At 70.7% G+C, this 17,458-nt stretch carries 14 protein-coding genes; all 14 read left to right on the top strand.

The features are described 5' to 3' along the window. The first annotated feature begins 10 nt into the window (after positions 1 to 10). The 14 genes from JI746_RS05175 (at position 11) to JI746_RS05240 (ending at position 17,452) form a co-directional block, all read left to right on the top strand. The gene (locus JI746_RS05175) at positions 11 to 1,624 is read left to right on the top strand and encodes a serine/threonine-protein kinase (RefSeq protein ID WP_201687719.1); all 1,614 of its coding nucleotides are present in this window, start codon (positions 11 to 13) and stop codon (positions 1,622 to 1,624) included. Continuing rightward, positions 1,624 to 2,472, top strand: coding sequence for a serine/threonine-protein kinase (locus tag JI746_RS05180; RefSeq protein WP_201687720.1), 849 nt, complete (start codon positions 1,624 to 1,626; stop codon positions 2,470 to 2,472). The genes JI746_RS05175 and JI746_RS05180 overlap by 1 nt, the downstream gene beginning before the upstream one ends. Continuing rightward, a complete protein-coding gene (locus tag JI746_RS27960; RefSeq protein ID WP_201687721.1) occupies positions 2,469 to 3,344 on the top strand; it encodes a response regulator in 876 nt (291 codons plus the stop codon). Before JI746_RS05180 ends, JI746_RS27960 begins: the two co-directional genes overlap by 4 nt. Then, entirely contained in the window at positions 3,341 to 3,703 is a 363-nt protein-coding gene (locus tag JI746_RS05190; protein ID WP_201687722.1) for a response regulator, read from the top strand. The genes JI746_RS27960 and JI746_RS05190 overlap by 4 nt, the downstream gene beginning before the upstream one ends. Positions 3,704 to 3,727: 24 nt before the next feature. Beyond that, complete coding sequence (locus JI746_RS05195) at positions 3,728 to 5,932, top strand: chemotaxis protein CheA (protein ID WP_201687723.1); 2,205 nt, start codon at positions 3,728 to 3,730, stop codon at positions 5,930 to 5,932. Between the two features lie 128 nt (positions 5,933 to 6,060). Beyond that, the gene (locus JI746_RS28155; protein ID WP_330892946.1) at positions 6,061 to 7,740 is read left to right on the top strand and encodes a methyl-accepting chemotaxis protein; all 1,680 of its coding nucleotides are present in this window, start codon (positions 6,061 to 6,063) and stop codon (positions 7,738 to 7,740) included. A gap of 93 nt (positions 7,741 to 7,833) precedes the next feature. Then, positions 7,834 to 8,343, top strand: a complete 510-nt coding sequence (locus JI746_RS05205; protein ID WP_408004077.1) for a chemotaxis protein CheW — start codon at positions 7,834 to 7,836, stop codon at positions 8,341 to 8,343. Between the two features lie 88 nt (positions 8,344 to 8,431). Further along, on the top strand, positions 8,432 to 9,853 hold the full coding sequence (locus JI746_RS05210; protein WP_201687724.1) for a methyl-accepting chemotaxis protein: 1,422 nt from the start codon (positions 8,432 to 8,434) through the stop codon (positions 9,851 to 9,853). A 7-nt stretch (positions 9,854 to 9,860) separates the two neighbouring features. Beyond that, positions 9,861 to 10,739 carry a CheR family methyltransferase gene (locus JI746_RS05215; protein WP_236599598.1) on the top strand — a complete coding sequence of 293 codons (879 nt, stop codon included), beginning with the start codon at positions 9,861 to 9,863 and terminating at the stop codon, positions 10,737 to 10,739. Further along, the gene (gene cheD / locus JI746_RS05220) at positions 10,736 to 11,356 is read left to right on the top strand and encodes a chemoreceptor glutamine deamidase CheD (RefSeq protein WP_236599563.1); all 621 of its coding nucleotides are present in this window, start codon (positions 10,736 to 10,738) and stop codon (positions 11,354 to 11,356) included. The genes JI746_RS05215 and cheD overlap by 4 nt, the downstream gene beginning before the upstream one ends. Beyond that, complete coding sequence (locus JI746_RS05225; protein WP_201687726.1) at positions 11,353 to 12,396, top strand: protein-glutamate methylesterase/protein-glutamine glutaminase; 1,044 nt, start codon at positions 11,353 to 11,355, stop codon at positions 12,394 to 12,396. Before cheD ends, JI746_RS05225 begins: the two co-directional genes overlap by 4 nt. Positions 12,397 to 12,457: 61 nt before the next feature. After that, positions 12,458 to 14,911, top strand: a complete 2,454-nt coding sequence (locus JI746_RS05230) for a DNA internalization-related competence protein ComEC/Rec2 (protein WP_330892947.1) — start codon at positions 12,458 to 12,460, stop codon at positions 14,909 to 14,911. Between the two features lie 68 nt (positions 14,912 to 14,979). After that, positions 14,980 to 16,479, top strand: a complete 1,500-nt coding sequence (locus tag JI746_RS05235) for a circularly permuted type 2 ATP-grasp protein (protein ID WP_201687727.1) — start codon at positions 14,980 to 14,982, stop codon at positions 16,477 to 16,479. A gap of 19 nt (positions 16,480 to 16,498) precedes the next feature. Further along, complete coding sequence (locus JI746_RS05240; RefSeq protein ID WP_201687728.1) at positions 16,499 to 17,452, top strand: alpha-E domain-containing protein; 954 nt, start codon at positions 16,499 to 16,501, stop codon at positions 17,450 to 17,452. Positions 17,453 to 17,458: the final 6 nt, after the last annotated feature.

Raw genomic sequence — 17,458 nt, forward strand, 5'->3', positions numbered from 1 at the left:
ATGTAACTGAATGCGACAACTGTTCGAAGCCCGCACCACCTCCGAGGCGCAACGTGCGCCGGCCGTGGGCGACTTCGTGTCGACCTCGCAGCTCGCGTCCACCCTGGACAGCGGCACCGCCGCCGAGACCACGGCGACGGTGGCCACCATCGTCTACGCCCGGCTGCACCACTTCTCCGACGTGTGCAATGCGCTCGGCAGCGATGGCGCGGCCAGCTTCGTCAACGAAGTGCGGCGCGTCCTCACCGAACCCGTCCTCAAGCTCGATGGCGAGGTCGCGACCCGCCGGCCCGATTCCATCCTCGCCGTCTTCAGCAACCGGCCGGAAGACAAGAAGCCGAACCACGCGCAGCGCGGCCTGCACGCCGCCATCCTGCTGGTGCACGAGGCGGTGCAACTGGCCCACGCCGTGGCCGAACGCCAGGAACTGGCCCACCTGCCGGCCCTCAGCCTCGCCGCGGGCGTGCACCTGGGCATCGCCGACCTCTCGCGGCGCGCCAATGGCAAGGTCCATGCGGCCGGCGAGGCGGTCGAAGTGGCCCGCCTGCTCGAACTCACGGCGATGGACCTGAACTGGAGCATCGCCACCTCCGCCGCCACGCAGCTCGCCTCCGCCGGGCGCGCCGAGGGCGGCCGCATCGGCTCGGTCGGCCTGCCGGACAACAGCTTCCTGGACATCGTCGAAGTCACGGGCCTCGTGCCGCGCCGCGGCTCGCACACCTCGCCGCAGGTCTTCCATAAGCTGCGCGACGCGCTGCAGGCCAACCAGAACGTGCGCCGCCGCGCCGTGGTGGCCGCGCCGGTGCCCAACGCGCCCATGTCCGGCACCCACCTGCTGATCGAGGGCTACCGGGTGCTGCGCAAGATCGGCGAGGGCGGCATGGCGGCGATCTACCTGGCGCAGGCGGCCGAAGGCGGGCCGGCGCAGGTGCTCAAGGTGATGCGGCTGGACCAGGGCCTGGAAGGCGACGCCCTGCAGCGCTTCATCCAGGAATACGCGCTGCTGGCACAGATCCACCACCCGAACGTGGCGCGCATCCACCGGCAGGATTTCTCGGTGGCCCACGCGTACATCGCGATGGAGTTCTTCCCGAACGGCGACCTGCGCCAGCGCATGCGGGCCGGCCCCATCGCCCCGGACACGGCGCTGTCGTACATCAAGCAGGCCGCCGCCGGGCTGGGCGCGGTCCACGACGTCGGCATCGTGCACCGCGACATGAAGCCGGACAACCTGATGCTGCGCCACGACGGCAGCCTGGCGCTGGCCGACTTCGGCGTGGCCAAGCAGACCTCGATGAAGATCACGGATACCGGCGCGGGCGACATCGTCGGCACGCCCTACTACCTGAGCCCCGAGCAGGCGCTGGGCCGGCCGGTGGACGCGCGCTGCGACATCTACAGCCTGGGCGTGATGGCCTACGAGCTGCTCACCGGCCGCAAGCCCTACCACGCCAGCTCCGCGCAGGAGCTGCTGCGCATGCACGTGCAGGAACCGGTGCCGCTGCTGCCGCCCGACCACGCCCACCTGCAGGCCGTGATGGAAAGCCTGATGGCCAAGGACCACGAACAGCGTTACCCGTCGGCGCAGGCGCTGCTCGACGACCTGGCGCGCATGGGCTTGTGATGATCTCCCTGCACCCTGCTTCGGCCGACGCCGACTCGCGTGTGGCGCGTGCCCCGCTGCCGGGCGCCGCCGCCACGCCGCGCATCCCGGGCTTTCGCCTGCTGCGGCACGTCGGGCGCGGGCGCCACGCACAGGCGTGGCTGGCCTGGGACGTGGCCGCGAGGCGCGAAGTGGTGCTGAAGGTGCAGCCCGCCGGCGATGGCTCGCTGATGCGCGAATACGCGATCGCGCAGCGCCTGGCCGGCCCGCGGATCGTGCAGGTCCACGGCTGCGGCGAGGCGGAAGGCCGCGGCTGGCTGGCCATGGAGTACCTGTCCGGCGGCAACCTGCGGCGCCTGATCGGCCAGGGCAGCACGGCGCAGGAAGCGCTCGCGCTGCTGCGCCAGGCCGCCGAGCCCGTCGCGCAATTGCATCGCCAGGGGCTGGTGCACCGCGACGTCAAGCCCGACAACCTGCTGCTGCGCGCCACCGGCGAACTGGTGCTGGCCGACTTCGGCCTGGTCACACCGGCCGGCGCGCTCGATCCGCGGGCCCAGCCCGGGGCGATCATCGGCACGCCTCGCTATGTCGCGCCGGAACAGCTCCAGGGCGCGGCCGCCGCGCCCGCGGCCGACGTCTACAGCCTCGGCGTGCTGCTGCACGAGATGCTCCGTGGCTGCCCCCCGTTTTCCGGCGAGACGCTGATGGAGGTGCTGTCGCAGCACCTCGTCGCACCGCTGCCGCGGCTGGCAGCCGACATCGCCGGCCTGCAGCCGCTGCTGGACCGAATGCTTGCCAAAGAGGTGAAAGACCGGCTTCCGGATGCGGATGCCGTACTCGGCCTTCTGGGCCAGAGGTGGTTACCGTGAATGTGAACGAACAATACCTGGTCGACGTGATCGGCTTCAACGCGGTGGAGCGTTCGATGCTCGCGAGCATCTTCGCCCTCGCCGCGCGGCGCGATCCCGGCTTCGTCCAGTACGACCCCGCGTCCACCGTGAGCGGCTCGGCCGACATCTACCTGGTGGATGCCGAGAACCCGGAGGCGCTGGGCGAATTCAAGATGCTGAGCCGCCGCGCCAACCTGCCGGCGGTGATGATCGGCTCCAACGCCGACAGCCTCGGCTTCCCGCTGCTGCCGCGGCCGCTGCAGTGGGCCCGCCTGCTGCAGGCACTGGAGGAAACGGTCACGGCGGCCGCCGGCTCCGGTGCCGGCCGCCATCGCGACGACGACGACGGCACGCTGCCCCTGGGCCACACGCTGTCGGCCAGCAGCGCCGGCCGCACCCATGCGCCGCACAGCGGCTTCGATCCCGCGGCGCAGAAGCGCGCGGCCGGCGACACGGTGCTGGTGGTGGACGACAACGCCTCGGTGCGCATGTTCATGAAGGCCAAGCTGGCGCCGTTCCAGTTCGAGGTCGACTTCGCCGAGACCGGCGAGGAAGCGGTGGGCCTGACCGGCCAGCGCGAATATGCCTGCGTGTTCCTGGACGTGGTGCTGCCCGGCATCGACGGCTACCAGGTCTGCAAGCTGATCAAGGCCAACAAGCACGCGATCAAGAAGACCGCGGTGGTGATGCTCACCAGCCGCAGCTCGCCGTTCGACAAGCTGCGCGGCTCGCTCGCGGGCTGCGACGAGTACCTGACCAAGCCCCTCGACGAGGACCGCCTCCTCGAGGTGATCGCCAAATTCCTTCCCAGCAGCCGCAAGCGCGACAAGTCCCGGAGTAAACAACAATGAGCAAATCGATCCTGGTGGTGGACGACACCCGCTCGATGCGTGCCATGGTGGCGGCGGTGCTGGAAGGCGCCGGTTACGAGGTGGCGCAGGCCGGCGACGGCGTCGAGGCGCTGGAGCTGGCACGCACGCGCGTGTTCGACCTCGTGGTGACCGACCACAACATGCCCCGCATGGACGGCGTGACGCTGGTGCGCGAACTGCGCCAGCTGCCCAAGTACGACCCGGTGGCGCTGATCGTGCTGTCGACGGAGGCAAGCCCCGAGCTCAAGCAGAAGGGCCGCGACGCCGGCGCGACCGGCTGGATGGCCAAGCCCTTCGATCCGCAGCGCATGCTCGACATCGTCGGCAAGTTCATCTGACGCGCAGGAAAAAAGGGAAGCGTCATGTTCCAGCCCTCGAACAGTTTCGGCGACCCGCTCGCCTTCCGCACCATCTTCTTCGAGGAAGCGCAGGAGCACCTCGGCAACGTCGAGGCCATCCTGCTGCGCATGGATGTCGATGCGCCGGCACCGGACGACCTGAACGCGATCTTCCGCGCGGTGCATTCCATCAAGGGCAGCGCGGCGATGCTGGGATGCAGCGAGATCGCGGCGCTGACGCACCTGCAGGAAAACCTGCTGGACCTGCTGCGCAAGAACGAGCGGCCGATCGCGCCGGACGACATCGACGCGATGCTCCAGGCCGGCGACGTCCTGCGGCTGCAGGTGCAGCACCGTCGCGGCGCGCTGGCCGAGACGCCGCACGCCGGCGCGGTGGAGGCGCTGCTGCGCGAGCGCGTCGCCCAGCCCGCGGCCGATGCGCGCGACGGGCAGGCCGGACCGGTGACCCGCAGCTTCCGCGTCACGCTCGGGCCGCTGGCCAGCGCCATCGACGAACTCGAACTGGACATGATGCTGACCGGCCTGGCCGAGATGGGCGCCGTGGCCAACACCGTCGTCGACAACGTCGAAGGCGGCAGCGTGTGCTTCGAAGTGGCGCTGCAGGGTGCCGCCGCCGACCTGCAAAGCGTGCTGGCGCTGGTCGTGGCGCCGGAGCAGATCGCGCTGCAGACCCTGGAGGCGCCGCAGCCGCAGGCCGACACCGCGGCCGTGGCGCCCACCAGCGTGCCGCAGGACCAGCCGCTCGCCCCGGCCGCATCGGCCGCCGATGAAGGCGAGGACGAGTTCTTCGTCGACCCGGAGGAATTCAGGAAGCGGGCGGTGCGTGCCAGCACGGAACCCGAGGCCGCGGCCGCGGCGGCCACGCAGCACGGCGGCTCGGTCGACCTGTTCGTGACGCCCGAGGACCTGAAGAAGGCGCGGGCGGCGCGCGAGCCGGATGCCCCGGCTTCCGCCGTCCCGGCGACCCATGCCGCGCCGACCGCCGCTTCCGATCTGCACGAGGCGCTCGCGAGCGCGGCCCAAGACACCACCTTCATCCGCGTGGCAACCGAGAAGATCGACCTGCTCGTCAACCTGGTGGGCGAACTGGTGATCACCGAAGCCATGCTCCAGCGCAATGGCGCGCTGGCCGAAACGGTCGCCGACGGCCGCTACAGCGCCAACAGCGGCCTGGCGGACCTGGCGCGCCACACGCGCAACCTGCAGGAGGCGGTGCTCGCGATCCGCATGCTGCCGATCTCCAACGTCTTCTCGCGCTTCCCGCGCGTGGTGCACGAGTTGTCCGGCCGCTTCGGCAAGCGCGTGGAGCTGAAGGTCTCCGGCGAGAGCACCGAACTCGATCGCGGCCTGATCGAGAAGATCTCCGATCCGCTGATGCACCTGGTGCGCAATGCGATCGACCATGGCCTGGAGACGCCGGAGGAGCGCGTCGCCGCCGGCAAGCCGCCGGTCGGCACGGTGTGGCTGCGCGCCAGCCAGCGCGGGGGCAACATCCTGATTGAGGTGGCGGACGACGGCCGCGGGCTGGATCGCGAGCGCATCCTGCAGCGTGCCATCGAGCGGGGCAGCGCCATCTCGCGCGAGGCGCCCGACGCCGAGGTCTGGCAACTGATCTTCGAGGCCGGCCTGTCGACGGCCGACAAGGTGACGGACGTCTCCGGCCGCGGCGTCGGCATGGACGTGGTTCGCCGCAACATCCAGGCGCTGGGCGGCGCGGTGGACCTGTCCTCGGTGGCGGGGCAGGGCATGCGCGTGACGGTCAGCGTGCCGCTCACGCTGGCGATCATGGAAGCCATGACGATCTCGGTCGGCAGCGAAACCTACGTGCTGCCGCTGGCCTGCGTCGTCGAGTCGCTGAGCGTCAACCCGGGCGAGCTGCACACGCTGCCGGGGCACGGCGACACGCTGCGCGTGCGCGACGAATACCTGCCGGTGCTGCACCTGGCGAAGCTGTTCCCGCCGCAGAAGCGCCGCGAGCAGCCCTCGGCGATCGCCGTGATCGTAGAGACCGACGGCTCCAAGGCCGTCCTGCTGGTGGACGAACTGGTCGGCCAGCAGCAGGTGGTGGTGAAGAGCCTGGAGGCGAACTTCCGCCGCGTGCCGGGACTTTCCGGCGCCACGGTGATGGGCGACGGCTCGGTCGCCCTGATCCTGGACGTGGCGTCCCTGGTGCGCATGTCCGGGCGCGAAGGCGCGCTGCAGCTGTGACATCGTTCCGGTCCGAGGGTTAAGTCGTTCGCCTCGCTTGACCTAGGTCTAGAGCCGTAAGCCTTTCGAATGCGATCCTCGCCAGGAGCGAGCCGTCGTCGCGGATCGCGTCACAGGAGAACGACTTGATGTTCCAGGACCTGCGGGTGTCCGTCCGGCTTGCGCTGGGTTTCGGCCTGGTGATCGCGCTGGCGGTGGCGACGTGCGTGCTGGGCATCGCCAGCCTGGCGGCCCAGAGCGCGCGGGTGGACGAACTGGCGAACAGCCATACGCCGGCCCTCGTCCACGCCGGCGAATGGCGGGCCCGCGTGGAAGCCGCCGCCAAGGACATGCGCAACCTGTTCATCGTGCCCGAGGAGGACATGCTGGAGGAGGTCGGCGCCATCCGCCTGGGACGCCAGGAGCGTGACCGGCTGCAGGGCGAGCTGGCGAAGCTCGCGCGCAGCCCCCAGGCGCGCGAGGCGCTGCAAGGCATCGCCGAGACCGGCAAGACCTACCTCGCGATGGAAGACGAGTTCCTCAAGCTCGCCGACGCCGGCAAGATGCAGGACGCGCGCGACATGATGCTCAATCGGATCCGGCGCGCACAGTTCGCCTACCTCGATGCCATCGAAAAGCTGGTGCAGGTGCTGGCCGCCGAGGCGCGCAGCCTGGCGGCGGAGTCCGCCGGCAGCGCGCACGCGAGCCTCACGCTTATGGCGGCGGCGACGGGCGCTTCGGTGCTGCTCGCCCTGCTGTTCGCGGTCGTGGTCTCGCGCTCGATCACGCGGCCGATGCGCGAGGCGGTGGCCGCGGCGCGGCGCGTGGCGCGGGGCGACCTCACCGTGGACATCCGCACCACCCGGCGCGACGAGGCCGGGCTGCTGCTCGCCGCCTTGCAGGACATGACGGGGCAGCTGCGCCACCTGATCGGCGAAGTCGCGGGGGGTGCCGACGTGGTGGCGCACACCAGCACGCAGATCGCGCAGGGCAACCACGACCTGTCGCAGCGCACCGAGGAACAGGCGAGCACGCTGGAGCAGACGGCCAGCTCGATGGAGGAACTGACTTCCACGGTGGCGCAGAACGCGGATTCGGCGCGCCAGGCGAGCCAGCTCGCGCAGAGCGCCTCGCAGGTGGCGCGCAGGGGCGGCGAGGTGGTGGGCCAGGTGGTCAGCACCATGGAGGGCATCACCGCCTCGTCGAGGAAGATCTCCGAGATCATCGGCGTGATCGACGGCATCGCCTTCCAGACCAACATCCTGGCGCTCAATGCGGCGGTGGAGGCTGCGCGCGCCGGCGAGCAGGGCCGCGGCTTCGCCGTGGTCGCGGCCGAAGTGCGCACGCTGGCGCAGCGCAGCGCCGCGGCGGCCAAGGAGATCAAGGCGCTGATCGGCGAGTCGGTCGAAAAGGTCGGGGCCGGGGCGAAGCTGGTGGGCCACGCCGGCGCGACGATGGACGAAATCGTGGCGGCGGTGAAGAAGGTGAGCGACCTCGTGGCGGACATCGCCGTCGCCAGCCAGGAACAGAGTTCCGGCATCCAGCAGGTCAATGCCGGGGTCGCGCAGATGGAGCACGTCGTGCAGCAGAACGCGGGACTGGTGGAGGAAGCCGCGGCAGCCACCGAGGCGATGCAGGCGCAGTCCGCCGGACTGATGCAGCTCGTCGCGCGATTCAGGCTGCGCGCCGAGGAGCCCGCACCGCAGGAGATCCAGGCCGAAGTGTGTGCGTTCGACGCCACGCAGGCCATCGGCTGGAAGGCGCCGGACGAACGACAGACGGACGCCGTTCGCGGCTTTTGCGCAGAGTCGGTCAAAACGGCGGTCTAGGTTCCGTTTACGAGTTGCAACACTTCGGCCGCGATGGCATTCTCGGACGGACGGTACCCGAAGCACCACGCGCGACACAGGAGAGAAGAAAGCATGCAAGCACCGATGGCCAGCGTCACTTCCACGGCCGGCAAGCCCACCGACGGGCCGGCCAGCGAGTTCCTCACCTTCCGGCTGGGCGCGGAGAGCTACGGCATCGAGATCCTGAAGGTGCAGGAGATCCGCGGCTACGAGACGCCCACCGCCATCGCCAACGCGCCTTCCTTCATCAAGGGCGTGATCAACCTGCGCGGCGTGATCGTCCCGATCCTGGACCTGCGCATCAAGTTCCGCCTGAGCGAGGCGCGCTACGACGAGTTCACGGTGGTGATCATCCTGAACGTCGCCGGCCGCGTGGTGGGCGTGGTGGTCGACTCCGTCTCCGACGTGCTCACGCTCGCCAGCGACGCGATCCGGCCGACCCCCGAGTTCGCCTCGGCCACCTTCGACACCAAGTACATCACCGGCCTGGGCACGGTCGATGACCAGATGATCATCCTGCTGGACATCGAGAAGCTGATGACGGGCGCCGACATGGCGCTGGTCGACGGCGCGGTCCACTGAGCGACATCCGCAGTCCGGCGGCCGCAGGGGCGCGCGCGCGGCGCGGGCGCCCCGGGGTGGCCTTGGCAGCTTCGAGGAGGATTCCCCCTTGCACCATCCTGAGGTCCAGCGCGACGTCGACCGGGCCGCGCTCGGTTTCTTCCGGCGCTCCAGCATCCGTACGCGCCTGACGGCGGCTTTCGTCTGCATCGCCGCCGTGCTCGCGCTGCAGGGCGCGATCGGCGTCTGGCAGTTGCAGCGGCTCGCCGCCGCGGCGGCCACGCACCCGAGTGCCGCGGCGCTGCAGGACGTGCTCGGTTCCGCGCAGTCGATCGTGTTCGGCTTCGCCACCGTGGTGGTGGTGCTCGCCTTTTCCCTGTGCTATCCGCTCACCGTGCACATCGTCAAGCCGGTGCGGGTGGCGGCCAAGATCGCCCAGCGCGTCGCCAGCGGCGACCTCACCGTGAAGGTGCGCACCGGCGGCGGCGACGAGGTGGCGCAGCTGATGCGCGCCCTGGCGGAAATGACCGACAACCTGCGCAACGTGCTGGGCAGCGTGGTGCATGGCGCGCACACCGTCAACGACACCAGCGGCCAGATCGTGCAGGGCAACCTCGAACTGTCGCAGCGCACCGAGGAACAGGCCAGCACGCTGGAGGAGACGGCCAGCTCGCTGGAGGAACTCACGACCACCGTGGCCCAGAACGCCGAGCATGCGCGCGAGGCGAGCCAGCTCGCGCTGGAGGCATCGGCCGTGGCGCGGCGCGGCGGCGACGCCGTCGACCAGGTGGTGCGCACGATGGACCAGATCTCCGATGCCTCGCGCAAGATCACCGAGATCATCGGCGTGATCGACGGCATCGCCTTCCAGACCAACATCCTGGCGCTCAATGCGGCGGTGGAAGCCGCGCGCGCCGGCGAGCAGGGCCGCGGCTTCGCCGTGGTGGCGGCCGAAGTGCGCAGCCTGGCGCAGCGCAGCGCCGCGGCGGCACGCGAGATCAAGGGCCTGATCGGCGCCTCGGTGGACAAGGTCAACACCGGCTCCAGCCTGGTGGACGCTGCCGGCCACACCATGGTGGAAGTGGTGATGTCGGTGGAGAAGGTCAGCGGGCTGATCGCCGAGATCGCGCAGGCGAGCCAGGAGCAGAGCGGCGGCATCGGCCAGGTGAACACGGCCGTCACGCAGATGCAGCGCGTGGTCGAGCGCAATGCGGCGATGGTGGAACATGCCTCCCGTGCGACCGAGACCATGAACGGCCAGGCCGCGGAACTGCTGAAGATGGCTTCGCGATTCCGGCTGGCGGGCGCCGCCAGCCAGCCGCAAGCCGCCGCGCCGCAGCCGCAGCCGCAGCCGCAGCCGCAGCCGCATGTTCCCGCGCAGGCGAAGGTCGCCGCCGCGGCGCTGCCGGTCCGCGCTGCCGCGCCGGTCCCCGGCATCCGCGTGCGGCGACCCGCCGCGCCGGCCGTGGGGCGCGCCGCCGCACCCGTGCGGACGCCGCCTGCAGCCGCCGGGGAGTGGACGGAGTTCTAGCGTGAAGATGCAGTCCCTGCGCTCGCGCGAACCCGCTGCGCGAGCGCCGATCGCAGACACCGTGCCGCCGCTGCCCGATGCGGCTTCGCTGCTGGGCGAGCGCGAGTTCGGCACCGTGCGCCACCTGATCGCGCAGTACGCCGGCATCAAGCTGAGCCCGCAGAAGCGCAACATGGTCTACAACCGGCTGCAGCGGCGCCTGCGCGCCCGCGGGCTGGGCAGCTTCGGCGAGTACCTGGAACTCGTGCAGCGCGAAGGCTCGGACGAGCGCGAGGCCTTCGTCAACGCGCTCACCACCAACCTCACCGCGTTCTTCCGCGAGCCGCACCATTTCGAGATCCTGCTGGAACGCGCCCGCGCGCGCGCGCAGCAACGCGGCGCGCCGCTGCGCTGCTGGAGCAGCGCCTGCTCCACCGGCGAGGAAGCCTGGTCGATCGCGATGGTGCTGCGCGAGGCGCAGTGCCCCGGCAGCGTGCTGGCCACCGACATCGACACCGACGTGCTGCACACTGCGCAGTCCGGCATCTACCGCATGGAACGCGCCGCCACGCTGGCGCCGGAGCGATTGCGCCGGCACTTCCTGCGCGGCTCCGGCGGCAACGAGGGACTGGTGAGCGTGCGGCCCGAGCTGCGCCAGATCGTGCGCTTCGGCCAGCTGAACCTGCAGTCGCCCGTGTGGCCGGCGCAGGAACAGTACGACGTGATCTTCTGCCGCAACGTGGTGATCTATTTCGACCGCGAGGTGCAGAAGAAGCTGCTCGCGCGCTTCGCCGACCTGCTGGTGCCCGGCGGCCTGCTGATGGTCGGCCACTCGGAAAGCTTCCCCTCGGCGCACGCGGGCTTCCGCTCCTGCGGGCGCACGGCCTACGAACGGGTGGGTGCTTGAGCGCAGGCCTGAACAACGACGGCGACGGCGAACCCCTGCGGTACTTCGACCGCGAGTTCCGCATCGATACGGTCAAGATCCTGCCCGGCCAGTACCTCGCGGCCCGCGGCGGTGCGGTGACGACGGTGCTCGGCTCCTGCGTCTCCACCTGCCTGTGGGACCCGGTCGAGCGCATCGGCGGCATGAACCACTTCATGCTGCCCGGCGACACGGCCCACCCCGATTCGCCCTGGGCGGCCTCGGCGCGCTTCGGTGTCTATGCGATGGAAGTGCTGATCAACGAGATGATCCACCTGGGCGCCGACCGCCGCCGCATGGTCGCCAAGGTGTTCGGCGGCGCGCGCCTGCTGGCCGGCTTCGACCGGCTGGACGTGGGCGCCAAGAACTGCGAGTTCGTGCTCGAATTCCTGCGCGTGGAGGGCATCCGCGTGCTGGCGAAGGACCTGCTGGACGTCTGCCCGCGCAAGGTGCACTTCTTCGTCGACAGCGGCAAGGTGCAGGTCAAGCGCCTGGCCCTGACGCCGAGCGAGACGGTGCAGCGGCGCGAGCGCGAATACCTGTCGCGGCTGGACGCGCGGTCCGGCGGCGAGATCGAAATCTTCAAGCCGCCGAAATGATCCGCGTCCTCGTCGTCGACGATTCCGCGGTGATGCGGGCCTTCCTCGGCCGCGTGGTCGCCTCGCAGCCGGACATGGAGCTGCTGGGCGCCTCGCCCGATCCGCTGCTGGCGATCGACCGCATCCGGCGCACGCCGCCGGACGTGATCACGCTGGACGTCGAGATGCCGCGCATGAACGGCCTCGATTTCCTGCGCAACCTGATGATGGTGCGACCGCTGCCGGTCATCATGATCTCGTCGCTCACGCGCGAGGGCGCCGAGACCACGATGAAGGCGCTGGAACTCGGCGCGGTGGACTTCATCCCCAAGCCGGCCAGCTACGACCAGCTCGAACAGAACGCGCAGGAGATCGCGGACAAGATCCGCGCGGCGGCCGGTGCGCGCGTGAGCCGGCGGCGGCCGGTGCTGGCGCAGCCGGCGCTGAAGTCGCGGCCGGCACCGCTGCTGCATGCGGCGCCGCCTGCGGCACAGCACCGCGTGATCGCCATCGGCGCCTCCACCGGCGGGGTGGAGGCGCTGCGCGACGTGCTGACGCACCTGCCCTCGGCGATGCCGCCGATCGTGATCGCGCAGCACATGCCCCCGGGCTTCACGGAAACCTTCGCCAAGCGGCTCGACACGCTGTGCCGCATCCACGTCAAGCAGGCCGGGGACGGCGAGCCGGTGCACGGCGGCGTCGCCTACATCGCCCCCGGCGGGCGGCACCTGGTGGTGGTGCGGCGCGGCAGCGGCTATTCCCTGCGCGTGACGGACGACCCGCCGGTCAACCGGCACCGTCCTTCGGTGGACACGCTGTTCCGCTCGATCGCCAAGGCGGCGGGTCCGCAGGCGCTGGGCGTGATGCTCACCGGCATGGGGGGCGACGGCGCCGAGGCGATGCTGGAGATGCGCCGCGCCGGCGCCTACAACATCGCGCAGGACGAAGCGAGCTGCGTCGTGTTCGGCATGCCGCGGCAGGCGATCGCGGCCGGCGGCGTCAACGAGATCGCCTCGCTGCCCGACATCGCCGGCCGGCTCGAAGCCCTCGCGGCCGGCTGACGTTCCTCCACCTGGGGGAGGTCCGCCTTTCCCGCCGGGGTCCTTCATGCGTTGATGGGGCGTGGACACGCCTGCCGCCGCGCAACCCGGTTCCGCCCTCGCGCCCCTGCTGCTCGGGGTGGTGCTGGGCGCTGCCCTGCAGTTGCGCCAGCCGCGGCTGTGGCCGCTGGCGTGGTACGTGGCGGGGGCGGCCCTCGCGTGCGCGCTGCTGGTGATCGTGCTGCGCTCCCGGGTTCGGGGCGCACTGCGCACCTTCGCCCTGCTGCTGCTGGCCACGGTGCTGTGCGCCGGCACGACCGGCTGGCGTGCCGCCTCCTTCCTGGAAACCCGGCTCGATCCCGCGCTGGAAGGCGCGGACCTGCAGGTGACGGGCATCGTCGCCGCCATGCCGCATCGCAGCGAGGCCGGCCTGCGCCTGCGCTTCGAACCCGGGTCGGCGCAGCACGAGGGCCGCGCCGTCGCGCTGCCGCCGCAGGTCATGGTGGGTTGGTATGTGGGGGGTGAGGGCGGGGGCGAGGGTCTGGCCGCCGCGGACCGGCTCCCCGGCGACGTGCGCCCCGGCGAGCGCTGGCAATGGACGGTGCGCCTGAAGGCGCCGCACGGCAACGTCAACCCGCAGGGCTTCGACTACGAGCTGTGGTTGTGGGAGCAGGGCATCCAGGCCACGGGCTACGTGCGCGCGGGGCCGCGCGATCCGCCGCCGCGGCGCCTCGCCGCGACCTGGGCGCACCCGGTGGAACGGGCGCGGCATGCGGTGCGGGCTGCGATCTACGCGCAGGTGAGCGATCCACGGCTCGCCGGCGTGCTCGCGGCGCTGGTGGTCGGCGACCAGGGGGCGATCGAACGCGCCGACTGGGACGTGTTCCGCGCCACAGGGGTCGCCCATCTGATGAGCATATCCGGCCTGCACGTCACCATGTTCGCCTGGGCCGCGGCGGCGCTGGTGGGGCGCCTGTGGCGGCGCAGCCGGCGCCTGTGCCTGGCCTGGCCGGCGCAGCATGCGGGGCTGGCGGGCGGCATCCTGCTGGCCGCCGGCTACGCGCTCTTCAGCGGCTGGGGCGTGCCGGCGCAGCGCACGGTGTTCATGCTCGCGGCGGTGGGGCTGCTGCGCCTGGCCGCCCGCGCCTGGCCCTGGCCGCACGTCTGGCTGCTGGCGTGCGCCACCGTCGTCGCCATCGACCCCTGGGCGCTGACGCAGGCCGGCTTCTGGCTCAGCTTCGTGGCCGTGGGCGTCCTGTTCGCGAGCGGGCCGGCGTCCGCTGCGCCGGCGCAGGACGAGCGGCGCGGCCGCGTCGCCCGGCTGCTGCGGGCGATCGCGTCCCTGGCGCGCGAGCAATGGGTGGTGACGCTCGCCCTGGCGCCGCTCTCGCTGCTGCTTTTCGGCCAGGTGTCGCTGGTCGGCCTGCTGGCCAACCTGGTCGCCATCCCCTGGGTCACGCTGGTGGTGACGCCGCTCGGCCTGGCCGGCGTGCTGGCCGCGCCGCTGTGGAACCTGGCGGCGCAGGCGCTGGACCTGCTCGGCGCGGTGCTGCGCGTGCTGGCGCAACTGCCTTTCGCCACCTGGTCGGCGCCCGCCCCGCCGCTGTGGGCCGGCGCGGCCGCGGTGCTGGGCGGACTGCTGCTCGCCGCGCGCGCCGCACCGGCGCTGCGCCTGCTCGGTGTGCCGCTGATGCTGCCGGTGCTGCTATGGCAGGCACCGCGCCCACCCGCCGGCGAATTCGAACTGCTGGCAGCCGACGTCGGCCAGGGCAACGCCGTGCTCGTGCGCACCGCGACGCACACGCTGGTCTACGACGCCGGCCCGGGCTACAGCCGCGAGAGCGATGCCGGCCAGCGGGTGCTGGTGCCGCTGCTGCGTGCCGGCGGCGAGACGGTGGACCTGGTCGTTCTCAGCCATCGGGACAGCGACCACACCGGCGGTGCGACCGCGGTCCTGCGCATGCAGCCCGGCGCGCGCCTTCTCAGCTCGCTGGAAGAGGGCCACCCGCTGCAGGCGATCCGCCCTTCCACCCGTTGCAGCGCCGGCCAGCACTGGGACTGGGACGGAGTGCGCTTCCAGGTCCTCCATCCGGCGGCCGAAGACTACGAGGGCCGCGGGAAGCCCAACGCGCTCAGCTGCGTGCTGCGGATCGACGCCGGCCATGCCAGCGCACTGCTGGCCGGCGACATCGAGCAGCCGCAGGAAACTGCGCTGCTCGCGCGCGGCGCGCCGCTCGCCGCCGACGTCTTGCTGGTGCCGCACCATGGCAGCCGCACTTCCTCCAGCGACGGCTTCCTGGATGCGGTGCATCCCTGGGCGGCCGTGGTGCAGGCGGGCTACCGCAACCGCTTCGGCCACCCGGCACCGGCCGTGCAGCATCGCTACCAGGAACGGGGCATCGTCCTGGCGCTGTCGCCTCGCTGCGGTGCGGCGCGCTGGGATTCGCGCATAGCGCGGGTGCTGCGCTGCGAGCGCCGCGAGGCGCCGCACTACTGGCATCACGACGCGGCGCGCTCCGACACGGGCGAGCAGTGAATCCAGGCCGCGCGCGGCCCAGCCATGGCCGGGAAGTTGCTATCCTGTCTGCCGGAGAACGCGCACCCATGCAGAAATTCGACGAGATGTTCGCCCAGCTGCCCCAGGACGGTGCGCTCCAGGTGCAGTCGCAGTCCATGGGCGGCATGTCGCAGCTGCAGGTGCAGGGCGTGCGCGACCATTACCGCACCTACGCCGAGTGGCTCGGTCGCCAGCCGCAGGAGATGATGCGCTCGCGCCGCGACGAAGCCGAGATGATCTTCCGCCGGGTGGGCATCACCTTCGCGGTGTACGGCGCCAAGGACGAGGACGGCTCCGGCACCGAGCGGCTGATCCCCTTCGACCTGATCCCGCGCATCATCCCCGCCGCCGAATGGCGGCTGATGGAAAAGGGGCTGGTGCAGCGCGTCACCGCGCTGAACCGCTTCATCCACGACGTGTACCACGGGCAGGAGATCGTCAAGGCCGGCATCGTGCCGGAGCAGCAGATCACCGCCAACGCGCAGTTCCGCCGCGAGATGATGGGCGTGAACGTGCCGAACGACATCTACTCGCACATCGCCGGCATCGACATCGTGCGCGCGCCGCGCCCGGGCGGCCAGGAAGCCGAGTACTACGTGCTGGAAGACAACCTGCGCGTGCCCAGCGGCGTGAGCTACATGCTGGAAGACCGCAAGATGATGATGCGGCTCTTCCCCGACCTGTTCAGCGCATACCGGGTGGCGCCGGTCATGCACTACCCGGACCTGCTGCTCGAGACGCTGCGCGCCTCCGCGCCGGCCACCACCGACGACCCGACGGTCGTGGTGCTCACGCCCGGCATGTACAACAGCGCCTACTTCGAGCACGCGTTCCTCGCGCAGCAGATGGGCGTGGAACTGGTGGAGGGGCAGGACCTGTTCGTCAAGGACAGCTTCGTCTACATGCGCACCACGCGCGGCCCCAAGCGGGTCGACGTGATCTACCGGCGCGTCGACGACGACTTCCTCGATCCGCTCGCGTTCCGGCCGACCTCCACGCTCGGCTGCGCCGGGCTGCTGAAGGTCTACCAGGCCGGCAACGTGACGCTGTGCAACGCCATCGGCACCGGCGTGGCCGACGACAAGTCGATCTATCCCTTCGTGCCGAAGATGATCGAGTTCTACCTCGGGGAAAAGCCGATCCTGTCGAACGTGCCCACGCACATGTGCCGCAACCCCGAGGACCTCGCGTACGTGCTCGCGAACCTGAAGGACCTCGTGGTGAAGGAAGTCCACGGCGCCGGCGGCTACGGCATGCTGGTCGGCCCCGCGGCCAGCAAGGCCGAGATCGAGGAATTCCGCAGGGTGCTGCAGGCCCGGCCCGAAGGCTACATCGCGCAGCCCACGCTTTCGCTTTCCAGCTGCCCGACCTTCGTCGAGCAGGGCATCGCGCCGCGCCACATCGACCTGCGGCCCTTCGTGCTCTCGGGCAAGGATGTGCAGATGGTGCCCGGCGGCCTGACGCGCGTGGCGCTGAAGGAGGGCTCGCTGGTCGTCAACTCCTCGCAGGGCGGCGGCACGAAGGACACCTGGATCCTCGAAGTCTAGACCCGGAGAAAACAAGCACATGCTGTCGCGGACCGCCGACCACCTGTTCTGGATGGCGCGCTACACGGAGCGGGCGGAGAACACCGCGCGCATGCTGGACGTCAACTACCAGACCTCCCTGCTGCCGCAGTCCGCCGCGGTGTCCAAGGTCGGCTGGCAAGGCATGCTGTCCATCAGCGAGCTGATGCCGGCCTACCAGGCCAAGCACGGCGAGGTCGAGCCGCAGCGGGTGATGCAGTTCATGGTGAAGGACGAGAGCAATCCCTCGTCCATCCTGTCCTGCCTGCGGGCGGCGCGCGAGAACGCCCGCGCCGTGCGCGGCTCGCTCACCACCGAAGCGTGGGAAACGCAGAACCAGACCTGGCTGGAGCTCAATCGCATGCTGCGCATGGGCGACTTCGAGCGCGATCCCGGCCAGTTCTTCGAATGGGTCAAGTTCCGCTCGCACCTCTCGCGCGGCGTGACGGTCGGCACCATGCTGATGGACGAGGCGCTGTACTTCATGCGCCTGGGCACCTTCCTGGAGCGGGCCGACAACACGGCGCGCCTGGTCGACGTGAAGTTCCATGCCGTGCAGAGCGACTTCTTCGGCGCCGCCAGCGAGAAGGACCAGGAGTACGACTTCTACCACTGGAGCTCGATCCTGCGCAGCGTCTCCGGCTTCGAGATCTACCGCAAGGTGTACCGCGACGTGATCAAGCCGGAGCGCGTCGCCGACCTGCTGATCCTGCGCGCCGACATGCCGCGTTCGCTGCACGCCAGCATGAACGAGGTGGTGCACAACCTCGCGATGGTCTCCAGCGAGCAGTCCACCGAAACGCAGCGCCGCGCCGGGCGGCTGCGCGCGGAACTGCAGTACGGCGACATCGACGAGATCCTCGCCACCGGCCTGCACGCCTTCCTCACGCAGTTCCTCGACCGCGTCAACGACCTCGGCGGCCGCATCAGCCGCGACTTCCTGATCCCTGCCTGAGGGCCG

The organism is Ramlibacter alkalitolerans (assembly GCF_016722765.1).
Taxonomy (GTDB): domain Bacteria; phylum Pseudomonadota; class Gammaproteobacteria; order Burkholderiales; family Burkholderiaceae_C; genus Ramlibacter; species Ramlibacter alkalitolerans.

Bases quoted from the DNA above. Each gene is read 5' to 3' on its own strand.
- JI746_RS28155 (WP_330892946.1), top strand. From the start codon at position 6,061: ATGTTCCAGGACCTGCGGGTGTCCGTCCGGCTTGCGCTGGGTTTCGGC.
- JI746_RS05175 (WP_201687719.1), top strand. From the start codon at position 11: ATGCGACAACTGTTCGAAGCCCGCACCACCTCCGAGGCGCAACGTGCG.
- JI746_RS05205 (WP_408004077.1), top strand. From the start codon at position 7,834: ATGCAAGCACCGATGGCCAGCGTCACTTCCACGGCCGGCAAGCCCACC.
- JI746_RS05180 (WP_201687720.1), top strand. From the start codon at position 1,624: ATGATCTCCCTGCACCCTGCTTCGGCCGACGCCGACTCGCGTGTGGCG.
- JI746_RS05190 (WP_201687722.1), top strand. From the start codon at position 3,341: ATGAGCAAATCGATCCTGGTGGTGGACGACACCCGCTCGATGCGTGCC.
- JI746_RS05195 (WP_201687723.1), top strand. From the start codon at position 3,728: ATGTTCCAGCCCTCGAACAGTTTCGGCGACCCGCTCGCCTTCCGCACC.
- JI746_RS05225 (WP_201687726.1), top strand. From the start codon at position 11,353: ATGATCCGCGTCCTCGTCGTCGACGATTCCGCGGTGATGCGGGCCTTC.
- JI746_RS05240 (WP_201687728.1), top strand. From the start codon at position 16,499: ATGCTGTCGCGGACCGCCGACCACCTGTTCTGGATGGCGCGCTACACG.
- JI746_RS05235 (WP_201687727.1), top strand. From the start codon at position 14,980: ATGCAGAAATTCGACGAGATGTTCGCCCAGCTGCCCCAGGACGGTGCG.
- JI746_RS05215 (WP_236599598.1), top strand. From the start codon at position 9,861: ATGCAGTCCCTGCGCTCGCGCGAACCCGCTGCGCGAGCGCCGATCGCA.